Genomic DNA, 10,684 nt, shown 5'->3' on the forward strand with positions numbered 1-10,684 from the left:
ATACATGTGGAGAAGAAGCACGGGACCAAAGTCCAAGATTACCTATGGCGGAGACGCACAAAACCGAACTCCCCCTATACGTGTTTTTCATTTTGCATTGCATTTCGCGATGAACCCCCGGTTGTTTTGCATTTTGCAATAGTTTGCCCACTGGATGCCACCCAAGGCGCAGGCTATCTGCATCCCTGACACGTCCAGGAGGAACCGCCCCCGATGCGCGCATGGCAGATCACCGCCCTCGGCACCCCCGCCACCCTGCGGGAGCTTCCCGCCCCCACCCCCGCCCCGGGCGAGGCGCGCATCGCCATTCAGGCCTGCGGGCTGAACTTCGCCGATCTCCTCATGGCCGAGGGGCGCTATCAGGAACAGCCCGCCCTGCCCTTCATTCCCGGGCTGGAACTGGCGGGCACGGTGCTGGATCTCGGGCCGGGCACGGAAGGCCCGCCGCCGGGCACCCGCGTTGCCGTCTATTCCGGCCAGGGCGGGCTGGCCGAACAGGGCTGCTTTCCGGTGGAAAGCCTCCTGCCCCTGCCCGATGGCATGCCCATGGCCGAGGCCGCGGGTTTCCAGATCGCCTATGGCACCTCGCATCTCGCGCTGGCGCACAAGGCCCGGCTGCAGCCGGGCGAGACGCTGCTTGTCCTCGGCGCGGCGGGCGGCGTGGGGCTGACGGCGGTCGAGGTGGGCCGCCAGATGGGCGCCCGCGTCATCGCCTGCGCCCGCGGGGCGGACAAGCTCGCCATCGCCCGCGCCGCCGGCGCGGATGAGGTGATCGACAGCGATCACCCCGACCTGAAATCCGCGCTCAAGGCCATGGGCGGGGCCGATGTCGTCTATGATCCGGTCGGCGGCCCCGCCTTCGATGCCGCCCTCCGCGCCACGCGCCCTGACGGGCGCATCCTCTCCATCGGCTTCGCCTCGGGCACCGTGCCGCAGATCCCGGCCAATATCCTGCTGGTCAAGAACATCACCGTCATCGGCTTCTGGTGGGGCGGCTATCTGCACTTCGCCCCGCAGATCCTGCGCGACAGCCTTTCCACGCTCTTGCGCTGGCATGCCGAGGGGCGGCTTCGACCCCATATCTCACACCGCCTGCCGCTGGACCGCTTCCCCGAAGGACTCGATCTCCTGCGCCGCCGCGCCGCCACCGGCAAGGTGGTGATCGAGATCGCTCAGCAGCAATAGGCGTTGCGGATCTCCTGACGCAGCAGATCGGCCGCCTCGCCCTTCAGCGTGGGCGCGGCATAAAGGCAGATGGTCTGTGATCCCAGGTCCGGCAGCGCCCCCTTGCTGTCGATCACGAAAAGCCCCTGCGGCATGGCATTGGTCAGCCGCGCCGTCACCGCCAGATCCGCCGCCACCGTGGCCTCGATCGCCTGCTCGCTTTCGCCATCCACGGCCATTTCCCAGTCGATCCCCGCGCCATCCAGCGCCGCCACGGCGCGGCGGCGGAAGATGCAGGTATCCTTGAAGCCCATCCGCAGGGGCCGCTTCTGCCAGACCTGCCCCTCCTCGGCCCCCACCCAGACCAGCGGCCGCGAGGCAAGCTCCTCCGCCCCAGCACCCGGCTCCTCTTCCGTGGTCAGGATCAGATCGAGTTCGCCGCGCTGAAACGCATCCTTCAGCAGGACGGTGAAGGAAGAGACCAGATTGATCCGCACCCGCGGAAACTGCGCCGACAACCGCTTCAGGATGCCGGGAATCGCCGGATAGACGATGTCATGCGGCACGCCCAGCCGGATCTCGCCCTCGAAACTCGATGAGGTCAGCCGCGCCAGCGCCTCATCGTTCAGCGCCAGCATCCGCCGCGCAAAGCCCAGCAGCTGCTCCCCCTCCGGCGTCAGCGTCAGCTTGCGCGCCGCCCGCGCGAACAGGCCCAGGTTCAGCGCCTCCTCCAGCCGCTTCAACTGCATCGACACCGCCGATTGCGTCAGGTTCAGAAGGCCCGCCGCCCGCGTCACCCCGCCCGCATCGACCACCGCCACGAAAGACCGCAGCGCCACCAGATCCAGCACCCGCGCCATCATCACATCTCCTGATGTCAGCCCAAACAATCATTCATTTTTCAAATGTCACATTCTGCGTCATGTTTCAAGCATCCTGATGACAGAACGACATGTCATCACCATTCAGCATGAAAGACACTGCCATGTTCCGCCCCATCGCCTCGCCCGCCCCGTCCCGCCGGCTTCCCCTCCTGCGTCACCTTCCGGCCCGGCTTCTGGCGAGCCTCGGCCTCCGCCGCCAGCGGCTCGCGCTCGCCCGGCTGGATGACCGACTCCTCGCCGATATCGGCCTCACGCCCGATGCCGCGCGGATCGAATCCGAACGCCCCGTCTGGGATGCGCCGGCGCATTGGCGGGGCTGACGGCCCCGCCCGGCAACCCTGCACATCCGCCCCCCTCCGGCCCTGCGCGACAGCCGAAAAAAGACACATTTCCCATGCAGCCTTTCCGCAAGGAACGTCTTGAAATCATGCGCGCCCGTCCCGATATTGGCCTCATCCGGCCTGTGGGGCGCCAACCCGCAGCCGCCCTACAACATCGGAGGCTTCTCATGGCTGACTATCAGACGATCCGTTCGGTCGGCGCAGGCGCCCAGACCGCCCAGATCGACGCCGGGCTTCGCGCCCATATGAACAAGGTCTACGGTCTCATGTCCGTGGGCATGCTGCTGACCGGCGGCGTTGCCTGGGCCGTGGGCACGTCCGACGCGCTGCTGTCCATCTTCCGCGATCCCGTCACGCTCTCGCCGAACATCCTCGGCTGGGTGGTGATGTTCGCGCCGCTTCTGATGGTCTTCGCCTTCGGCGCGGCGATCAACCGCCTGTCGCAGGCCGGGGCGCAGCTGTTCTTCTACGCCTTCGCCGCCGTCATGGGCCTGTCGCTGGCCTGGATCTTCAAGGCCTTCACCGGCGTCTCCATCGCGCAGACCTTCCTCGTCACCGCCATCTCCTTCGCGGGCCTGTCGCTCTATGGCTACACCACGAAGAAAGACCTGTCGGGAATGGGCACCTTCCTGATGATGGGCCTGATCGGCCTGATCGTCGCCTCGATCGTGAACCTGTTCCTCGGCTCGGGCGCGCTTGCCTTCGCGATCTCGGTGATCGGCCTGCTGATCTTCGCGGGCCTCACCGCCTTCGATACGCAGAACATCAAGAACACCTATATCCAGCACGCCGCGCATGGCGATCAGGAATGGCTCGGCAAGTCCGCGATCATGGGTGCGCTGAACCTCTACATGAACTTCATCAACATGTTCATGTTCCTGCTGCAATTCCTCGGCAACCGCGAATAAGCCGCGCGCCGCAGGGGCAAGGGGATAGGGCCGGTCGCAAGACCGGCCCTTCTTCATTCCGCCCCGCCGGGACGTGGCAATCAGGGCGCGATCTGCCGCATCACCCGCACCGCCGGAAAGACGATGCCGGGCGCCAGCCCGATTTCCACCTCATGCAGCACGCGAAATCCCAGCGACTGGTAGAAGGGCACCGCCGTCCGCGTCGACAGGCAATCCAGCCAGCGGATGCCATGGCGCAGCGCATCGACAAAGACCTCGCCCATCACCGCCCGCCCGATCCCCGCGCGCAGCCTGTCCGGGTCTACCGCCACATGGCGGACATGGCCGATCTCGGCCCCCGGCGCATCCACCGCCCCCTCGCCCGCCGAGGCTTCGCCCTGCGGCCGCGCCCCGCTCCACCCGCCCGCGCCGATCAGATGCCCCGCCTCGTCCTCGGCCACGAAATAGCGCCCCGATTGCAGCAGGTCCGGCTTGGCCCGGGCGATGATCGGCAGACAGAGGACCAGGGTCGAAGGCGGGTAATCCGCCTTCAGCAGGCGCGGATAGCTGCGCTGCAACAGCCGGTCCACCCCCGCAAGGTCGGACAGCCGCGCGCGCCTGAGGGTGATGGTGTGATCCATCCGCGGCACCTAGCGCGCCAGCCCGCCAAGACAAGGCCCGAGGATCAAGGGCCACAGGCCCGACGCCCGCCCGAAACGCAAAAGGCCGCCCCGAAGGACGGCCCCGCAAGAACCATGTCAGGCCGATCTTACTTGATCTTGCCTTCCTTGTATTCCACATGCTCGCGCTTGACGGGGTCATACTTCTTCACGACCATCTTCTCGGTCATGGTGCGTGCATTCTTCTTGGTCACGTAGAAATGCCCGGTCCCCGCCGTCGAGTTCAGACGGATCTTGATCGTCGTCGGCTTCGCCATAGTCGTCTCTCCTGCATCGGGGAAACGCATGGCCCCCGCGAAATCTCTTGAAGCCCGCCTTTTACTTGCGCTTGTGGCAGAGTCAACAGCCAAACCACCCGTCGCCAATCAAATCGCACGCGCTGCGCGCGCAAGTCTTTCAGGTCGCCTGCGCGGCCTTCGCCGCTTGGCTCCGCCGGGGGTTCCCCCCGGACCCCCAGGGTATTTCAGCCAAGATGAAGCAGGGGTCTTCACCTTGGCATAAATACCCGCGGGGGTGAGGGGCGCAGCCCCGAGGGGGCAAGGCCCCCTTTGCCACGCCAGCCAGAAAGAAACGCGCGGATGGCCTGTAAGCCGGATTCTGTCCCGGGGATTTCTCCCCTTGGATGACCATTCCTCTGCCGCACGCGTTGCCGCGGCGGTCAAGCTGCCAACCCGGGCCTCTGGGCTGAAGCGTCCCTGCGGAGGTCTCCGACCGCCCGAAGGCATGGGCCGGACCTTTCCGCGCGAGGCCCCTATTCGGCATTGCTCCGGGTGGGGCTTGCCGTGCCGTCCCGGTTGCCCGGTCCGCGGTGGGCTCTTACCCCACCGTTTCACCATCACCCGGGCGAACCCGGGCAGACTCTTCTCTGTGGCGCTTTCCCTGGGGTCGCCCCCGCCGGGCGTTACCCGGCACCCTTGCTTCATGGAGTCCGGACTTTCCTCGAGGCTCGCACCCCGCGGTCATCCGGCCATCCGCGCGAGGGGCGGCTTACGCCGACCCATCCCCCCCGTCAACCGGGAAGCGCGCGGCAAGATCCGCCGCAAGGGCCCCGTCCACCGTGTCAAGCGGCCCCGTCGCCCAGGGCCGGAACCGCAGGCGGAAGGCCCGCAGGATCAGATCCTCCGCCACGTCCGGGTATCCGAAGCGGCGCGCATTGTCGCGGAACGCGACAGGCCGACCGCCGCTTCGCCCCGCCGCAGCCACGGGCCAGACCGACAGCCCCGCGCAGGCCAGCCGCCGCCAGTCGAAGCGCGGCCCCGGATCGGACTTGCGCGCAGGCGCCATGTCGGAATGCCCGATCACCCGTTCGGGCGGAATGCCCCAGCGCCCCATCACATCCGCCAGCAGCCGCTCCAGCGCCGCCATCTGCGCCGCGGCAAAGGGCTCCGCCCCGCCATTGTCCAGCTCGATCCCGACAGAGCGCGAATTGACATCCGTCACCGCCCCCCAGGCCCCCGCCCCCGCATGCCAGGCGCGCAGCCCTTCATCCACCAGCTGCTCCGCCCTGCCATCCCGCCCGATCAGCCAATGCGCCGAAACCTCATGCGCCGGGTCGCAGAGCCGCGCCCGCGCCGCCTCAAGGCTCGCCATGGCGGTGTAATGAATCACGATCAGGTCCGGCGGGGCCCCGCCCCGCCTTTCCCCGCAATTGGGCGAGGGATAGAGGCTCACTGCAGCCGGAAGGGCCGCGGATCCCAGGCGCAGGCGAAACCGTCGCCATCCGGATCCAGCCCGCGGCGGTCCCGCTCGGGCCCGCCTGCGGCCAGAAAGGCCTCCTGCGCCAGATCGGGCGAGGCATAGCGCGCACAGGCCGCCTGCGGATCGGTGAATCGCAGCGACGACCGGGAATAGACCTGCGTGCCCGGTGCATGGGTGGTGGACAGGGCGAATTGCACGATGTTCGGCCCGCTGGTGGCGCGTTCCGGCACGGCGGTGGGTTGGATCACCGTATACTGCGCCTTGTTGCGCGCGATCCGTTCGGCATCGCTCTCGATGGTCTCGCGCTGCGAGACGGCGGCAAAGTCCTGCTCGTCGGAAATGCCTGCATTGTTGTGGACCATCTCGCCCGATTGCGCCTGAATGGTGCTGGGCGCATTGCCGCGCGGGCGGTTGGGATCGTTCGGATCAAAGACCGCCACCGCGGTCGAGGGCTGGGCCATCGGCGCAGGAAAGACGACCGGCGCGGTTGCCGAAAGGGGCGCGCCCGTCGCGGGCGCGGCGCCAGAGGCCCGGTCGATTGCCGCCGCCGCCAGATCGGGTGAAAAGCCCCCTGCCGGGGCCGCGGGCGCCACCGCCGTGCCGAAGGGCGCAACCTGCGTCACCGGCGTCACCGGGGCTGCCGCGCGCGGGGCCGCGGCCACCTGTTCGCGCATATAGCTGTTGTAATCCTGAAACCCGACACCCGCGCCGCTATCCGGCACGCTCTGCGCGCAGGCCGCCAGGCCGGCCGTCAGGGCAAACATCGCAGCTTTACGCATCATCACGCCTCGGTTCCGTTCGATCCGCGGAATTACCACCATTTTGCAGGCTTTGCCACAAAGCCTGCCGCCCGTTCCAGCACATAAGCGTGATTCAGCAGATCACCCTCTTCCCAGGGCCGCCCGATCAGTTGCAGCCCAAGCGGCAGCCCCTGCTTGTCCAGCCCCACGGGAACCGAAATCCCGGGAAGCCCGGCAAGGTTCACCGTCACGGTAAAGACGTCGTTCAGATACATCTCGATGGGATCCGCCGAGGACATCTCGCCCAGACCGAAGGCCGCGCTCGGCGTGGCGGGCGTCAGGATCGCGTCCACCCCGGCCGCGAAGGCCAGTTCGAAATCCCGCTTGATCAGCGCCCGCACCTTCCGCGCGCGGTTGTAATAGGCGTCATAGAACCCTGCCGACAGCACATAGGTCCCGATCATCACCCGCCGCTGCACTTCCTTGCCGAACCCTTCGGCGCGGGTCTTCTCATACATCTCGGTGATGCCGTCGCCCTGCGCCAGCTTCGCCCGATGCCCATAGCGCACCCCGTCATAGCGGGCGAGGTTCGAGGACGCCTCCGCCGGCGCAATCACATAATAGGCAGGCAGCGCGTATTTCGTATGGGGCAGCGAGATATCGACGATCTCTGCCCCCGCATCCTTCAGCATCGCCGCGCCATCGGCCCAGAGCTTGTCAATCTCCGCAGGCATCCCGTCCATGCGGTATTCGCGCGGCAGGCCGATCTTCTTGCCGCGGATATCCCCGGTCAGCGCCGCCTCGAAATCCGGCACCGGAAGGTCTGCCGATGTGCTGTCCTTCGGATCATGCCCCGCCATCGCCTGCAGGAAGATCGCCGCATCCCGCACCGTCTTCGTCATCGGCCCCGCCTGATCGAGCGATGAGGCAAAGGCCACGATCCCCCAGCGGCTGACGCGCCCATAGGTCGGCTTGATCCCGACGATGCCGGTGAATGCCGCGGGCTGGCGGATCGACCCGCCGGTATCCGTGCCGGTCGCGGCAAGGCACAGATCGCCCGCCACGGCGGCAGCAGACCCGCCCGACGATCCGCCGGGGGTCAGCTTGCGCCCGTCGACCTTCCACGGGTTCACCGCATTGCCATAGCAGGATGTCTCGTTGCTGGACCCCATGGCAAACTCGTCCATGTTCAGCTTGCCCAGCATCACCGCGCCCGCATCGAACAGCTTCGTCGTCACGGTGGATTCGTATTCCGGCTTGAACCCGCCAAGGATGTTCGATGCAGCCTGCGACGGCACGCCGCGGGTAGCAAACAGATCCTTGATGCCAAGGGGAATGCCGCACATCGACGGCGCGTCGCCCGCGCGGAGACGCGCATCCGCCGCCCGCGCCTGGTCCAGCGCGATCTCGGGCGTCTTGTGGACAAAGGCCCCCAGCGCATCGCCCGCGTCGATGGCGGTCAGGCAGGCCATGGTCAGGTCCGTGGCCGAAATCTCACCCTTGCGCAGCGCATCCCGCGCCGCGGCAATCGTCCAGCTGTTCGCGCTCATTCCACCACCTTCGGCACGGCAAAGAACCCCTCGCGCGCATCCGGCGCGTTCTTCAGGATCTGGCTCTGGATATTCCCGTCCGTCACCTCGTCCTTGCGCCGCTTCAGGCGCATGGGCGTGACCGATGTCATCGGCTCCACCCCTGTCACATCCACCTCATTGAGCTGCTCCATGAAGGTCAGGATGCCGGACAATTCCCCGGCCAGCGCCGGCAGATCGGCCTCTTCCACCCGGATCCGGGCCAGCTTTGCCACGCGGCGGGCGGTGTCGATGTCGATGGACATGGGTCTTTCCCCTGTTCTGATCCCCGCCCGTTTAGCCCCCCGCCCCCATTCCCGCAAGGGCATCAAGGCCCCCCGCCCGCGCATCCACGCCAGAGGATCCGAACCGGACAACCCCCACCCCCGCACAGTCCCTGCGCCAAAGGTGGCATTCCCTTTCCCGCATCCGCCGCTAGCTTCGACGCAGGATCAGCACCTGACGACACAAGACCAAGGAGACCCGCATGCAGATAACCTGGCTCGGCCATTCCGGCTTCCGCATCGAGATCGAGGGGGCCACCCTCCTGATCGACCCCTGGCTTACCGGCAACCCCATGTTCCCGGCCGATCGCCGGGACGAGGCGATCCGGGGCGCGACCCATGTCCTGCTGACCCACGGCCATGGCGACCACTCTGCCGACGCCACTTCCATCTGCAAGGAACTGGGCATCCCGCTGGTGGGGATCTACGACCTCGTCTCCTATCTCGAAAGCCGCGACGGCGTCGCCGCCATCGGCTTCAACAAGGGCGGCACCGTCGATCTGGCCGGGGCACGCGTGACGATGGTCAATGCCGTCCATTCCTCCACCCTCCCGGGCGAGGCCGGCCCCGTGGCGGCGGGGTCCGAGGCGGGCTTCATGATTGCGGGCGAGGGGCACACGATCTATGTCTCGGGCGATACCGACATCATGGCCGACATGCAGTGGATGGGCGAATATCACGCCCCCACCATCGGCATCCTTGCCGCGGGCGGCCATTACACGATGGACATGAAACGCGCCGCCTGGGCCGCGCGGCGCTATTTCAACTTCCGCGCCGTGATCCCCTGCCACTACCGCACCTTCGGCGCGCTGGAACAGGACGCGACCGAGATGGTCGTGGCCCTTCCCGGCGTGCAGGTGATCGAACCGCAGGTCCTCGACCCCATCAGCTTCTGAGGACAGGGCGGGGGGACATCCGTCCCCCCGCACCCCCCTTTCACCGCTTCGCGGCGAAGAACCCCTTCAGCAAGCCTTCCGCCTCTGCCGCCCCGATCCCGTCATAGACCTCGGGCACATGATGGCATTGCGGATGGGCAAAGACCCGCGCCCCCACCGCCACGCCGCCGCTCTTGGGATCCGCCGCCCCGTAATACAGCCGCCCGATCCGCGCGGCCGAGATCGCCGCCGCGCACATCGGGCAGGGCTCCAGCGTCACGTAGAGATCATGGCCCCCCAGCCGCTCCGACCCGGCCGCGGCACAGGCCGCGCGGATCGCCAGCACTTCCGCATGGGCCGTGGGGTCGCACAATTCCCGCGTCCGGTTCCCCGCCCGCGCCACCACGAGGCCCGCAGGCGACACCACCACCGCGCCCACGGGAACCTCGCCCCGCGCGCCCGCCGCCCGCGCCTCCTCCAGCGCAATCTCCATGAAAGACCGGAACACCATGCCCCTTCCTGCCCCGTCCCGATCAAACGCGCAACATTGCCCCTTCATCTGTTCTTAAATATCCTCCGGGGGTCCGGGGGTGGAAAACCCCCGGGGGTTCAGCTAGGCACCACGCTTGGCCCTTGAAGGACAACCCCATGACCCGCCCGCCCAAAGCCCCTGCCAGCACCGCGCCCGCAGGCGACCGCATCGCCAAGGTCCTGTCGCGCGCAGGCATCGCCTCCCGGCGCGAGGCGGAACGGATGATCGCCGCGGGCGAAGTCGCCGTGAATGGCAAGGTCATCGACAGCCCCGCCCTGAATGTCGGCCCCGGGGACCGCATCACCGTCAACGGCCAACCCCTTGCCGCGCCCGAACCCGCGCGCCTCTGGCTCTATTACAAGCCCGAAGGGCTCGTCACCTCTGCCGTCGATGAAAAGGGCCGCGACACCGTCTTCGACCACCTTCCCGAAGACATGCCCCGCGTCATGTCCGTGGGCCGCCTCGACCTCAATTCCGAAGGCCTCCTCCTCCTCACCAACGATGGCGAACTCAAGCGCCGCCTCGAACTGCCCTCCACCGGCTGGCTGCGCAAATACCGCGTGCGCGTCAAGGGCAACCCCACCGATCCCGATCTGGAACCGCTCCGCAAGGGGATCACCGTGGATGGCGAAACCTTCCAGCCCATGCAGGTCATGCTCGACCGCCACCAAGGCGCGAATGCCTGGCTGACCGTGGGCCTGCGCGAAGGCAAGAACCGCGAGATCCGGCGCGCCATGTCGGCCATCGGCCTGACGGTGAACCGCCTGATCCGCACCAGCTATGGCCCCTTCCGCCTGAACGAGCTGAAACCCGGCGAGGTGGAGGAAGTCCGCCCCCGCGTCCTGCGCGATCAGCTCGGCCTGACGGGCGAGGCGTCGGATGGCGCGGACTCCGCCCGCAAGCCCGTCCCGAAGACCGCCCCGAAAACTGCCCGCAAGCCCGATCAGAAATCCGCCCGCACCGCCGCGCCAGCCGCGCCCGACGGCGCCGCCCGCCCGCGCCGCGGCACGCGATGCGGGGGCGCCGGTCTT

13 protein-coding genes and 1 other RNA gene are annotated in these 10,684 nt (G+C 67.5%); 5 read left to right on the forward strand and 9 right to left on the reverse strand.

From position 1 onward, the window contains the following. Positions 1 to 213: 213 nt before the first annotated feature. On the forward strand, positions 214 to 1,185 hold the full coding sequence (locus G5V65_RS09445; protein WP_165049320.1) for an NADPH:quinone oxidoreductase family protein: 972 nt from the start codon (positions 214 to 216) through the stop codon (positions 1,183 to 1,185). Here G5V65_RS09445 and G5V65_RS09450 read toward each other — a convergent pair. Further along, positions 1,173 to 2,027, reverse strand: coding sequence for a LysR family transcriptional regulator (locus G5V65_RS09450; RefSeq protein WP_394352234.1), 855 nt, complete (start codon positions 2,025 to 2,027; stop codon positions 1,173 to 1,175). The two genes, G5V65_RS09445 and G5V65_RS09450, sit on opposite strands and share 13 nt — an antisense overlap. A gap of 107 nt (positions 2,028 to 2,134) precedes the next feature. Between G5V65_RS09450 and G5V65_RS09455 the strand changes: the two genes are divergently transcribed. Further along, complete coding sequence (locus G5V65_RS09455; protein ID WP_241250509.1) at positions 2,135 to 2,368, forward strand: DUF1127 domain-containing protein; 234 nt, start codon at positions 2,135 to 2,137, stop codon at positions 2,366 to 2,368. 188 nt (positions 2,369 to 2,556) lie between these two features. Then, on the forward strand, positions 2,557 to 3,297 hold the full coding sequence (locus tag G5V65_RS09460) for a Bax inhibitor-1/YccA family protein (RefSeq protein WP_165049323.1): 741 nt from the start codon (positions 2,557 to 2,559) through the stop codon (positions 3,295 to 3,297). Between the two features lie 80 nt (positions 3,298 to 3,377). On the opposite strand, the gene G5V65_RS09465 is transcribed toward G5V65_RS09460, so the two are convergent. The 7 genes from G5V65_RS09465 to gatC all read right to left on the reverse strand — a co-directional run bounded on the left by G5V65_RS09465 (position 3,378) and on the right by gatC (position 8,228). Further along, a complete protein-coding gene (locus G5V65_RS09465; protein ID WP_165049325.1) occupies positions 3,378 to 3,917 on the reverse strand; it encodes a GNAT family N-acetyltransferase in 540 nt (179 codons plus the stop codon). A gap of 128 nt (positions 3,918 to 4,045) precedes the next feature. Then, a complete protein-coding gene (rpmG, locus tag G5V65_RS09470; protein WP_023666545.1) occupies positions 4,046 to 4,213 on the reverse strand; it encodes a 50S ribosomal protein L33 in 168 nt (55 codons plus the stop codon). A gap of 313 nt (positions 4,214 to 4,526) precedes the next feature. Beyond that, an RNA gene (rnpB, locus tag G5V65_RS09475) (RNase P RNA component class A) lies at positions 4,527 to 4,931 on the reverse strand. Positions 4,932 to 4,943: 12 nt separating this feature from the next. Then, entirely contained in the window at positions 4,944 to 5,627 is a 684-nt protein-coding gene (locus G5V65_RS09480) for an N-acetylmuramoyl-L-alanine amidase (RefSeq protein WP_343162832.1), read from the reverse strand. Then, the gene (locus G5V65_RS09485; RefSeq protein WP_343162833.1) at positions 5,624 to 6,436 is read right to left on the reverse strand and encodes a hypothetical protein; all 813 of its coding nucleotides are present in this window, start codon (positions 6,434 to 6,436) and stop codon (positions 5,624 to 5,626) included. Before G5V65_RS09485 ends, G5V65_RS09480 begins: the two co-directional genes overlap by 4 nt. Before the next feature lie 29 nt (positions 6,437 to 6,465). Further along, positions 6,466 to 7,944, reverse strand: a complete 1,479-nt coding sequence (gene gatA / locus G5V65_RS09490; protein WP_165049327.1) for an Asp-tRNA(Asn)/Glu-tRNA(Gln) amidotransferase subunit GatA — start codon at positions 7,942 to 7,944, stop codon at positions 6,466 to 6,468. Beyond that, positions 7,941 to 8,228, reverse strand: a complete 288-nt coding sequence (gene gatC / locus G5V65_RS09495) for an Asp-tRNA(Asn)/Glu-tRNA(Gln) amidotransferase subunit GatC (protein ID WP_165049329.1) — start codon at positions 8,226 to 8,228, stop codon at positions 7,941 to 7,943. Before gatC ends, gatA begins: the two co-directional genes overlap by 4 nt. A 221-nt stretch (positions 8,229 to 8,449) precedes the next feature. Between gatC and G5V65_RS09500 the strand changes: the two genes are divergently transcribed. Beyond that, a complete protein-coding gene (locus G5V65_RS09500) occupies positions 8,450 to 9,142 on the forward strand; it encodes a metal-dependent hydrolase (protein ID WP_165049332.1) in 693 nt (230 codons plus the stop codon). Positions 9,143 to 9,182: 40 nt separating this feature from the next. Here the strand turns inward: G5V65_RS09500 and G5V65_RS09505 are convergent, their stop codons facing one another. After that, a complete protein-coding gene (locus tag G5V65_RS09505) occupies positions 9,183 to 9,632 on the reverse strand; it encodes a nucleoside deaminase (protein WP_165049334.1) in 450 nt (149 codons plus the stop codon). Between the two features lie 137 nt (positions 9,633 to 9,769). On the opposite strand from G5V65_RS09505, the gene G5V65_RS09510 reads away from it, so the two are divergent. Continuing rightward, positions 9,770 to 10,684 (forward strand): pseudouridine synthase (locus G5V65_RS09510; RefSeq protein ID WP_165049336.1); only part of this gene is annotated, 915 nt, incomplete at its 3' end.

The sequence above is a fragment of the Paragemmobacter kunshanensis genome, assembly GCF_011059185.1.
GTDB classification, from domain to species: domain Bacteria; phylum Pseudomonadota; class Alphaproteobacteria; order Rhodobacterales; family Rhodobacteraceae; genus Paragemmobacter; species Paragemmobacter kunshanensis.

Bases quoted from the DNA above. Each gene is read 5' to 3' on its own strand.
- G5V65_RS09460 (WP_165049323.1), top strand. From the start codon at position 2,557: ATGGCTGACTATCAGACGATCCGTTCGGTCGGCGCAGGCGCCCAGACC.
- G5V65_RS09505 (WP_165049334.1), bottom strand. From the start codon at position 9,632: ATGGTGTTCCGGTCTTTCATGGAGATTGCGCTGGAGGAGGCGCGGGCG.
- G5V65_RS09500 (WP_165049332.1), top strand. From the start codon at position 8,450: ATGCAGATAACCTGGCTCGGCCATTCCGGCTTCCGCATCGAGATCGAG.
- G5V65_RS09455 (WP_241250509.1), top strand. From the start codon at position 2,135: ATGAAAGACACTGCCATGTTCCGCCCCATCGCCTCGCCCGCCCCGTCC.
- gatC (WP_165049329.1), bottom strand. From the start codon at position 8,228: ATGTCCATCGACATCGACACCGCCCGCCGCGTGGCAAAGCTGGCCCGG.
- rpmG (WP_023666545.1), bottom strand. From the start codon at position 4,213: ATGGCGAAGCCGACGACGATCAAGATCCGTCTGAACTCGACGGCGGGG.
- G5V65_RS09465 (WP_165049325.1), bottom strand. From the start codon at position 3,917: ATGGATCACACCATCACCCTCAGGCGCGCGCGGCTGTCCGACCTTGCG.
- gatA (WP_165049327.1), bottom strand. From the start codon at position 7,944: ATGAGCGCGAACAGCTGGACGATTGCCGCGGCGCGGGATGCGCTGCGC.
- G5V65_RS09450 (WP_394352234.1), bottom strand. From the start codon at position 2,027: ATGATGGCGCGGGTGCTGGATCTGGTGGCGCTGCGGTCTTTCGTGGCG.
- G5V65_RS09485 (WP_343162833.1), bottom strand. From the start codon at position 6,436: ATGATGCGTAAAGCTGCGATGTTTGCCCTGACGGCCGGCCTGGCGGCC.
- G5V65_RS09445 (WP_165049320.1), top strand. From the start codon at position 214: ATGCGCGCATGGCAGATCACCGCCCTCGGCACCCCCGCCACCCTGCGG.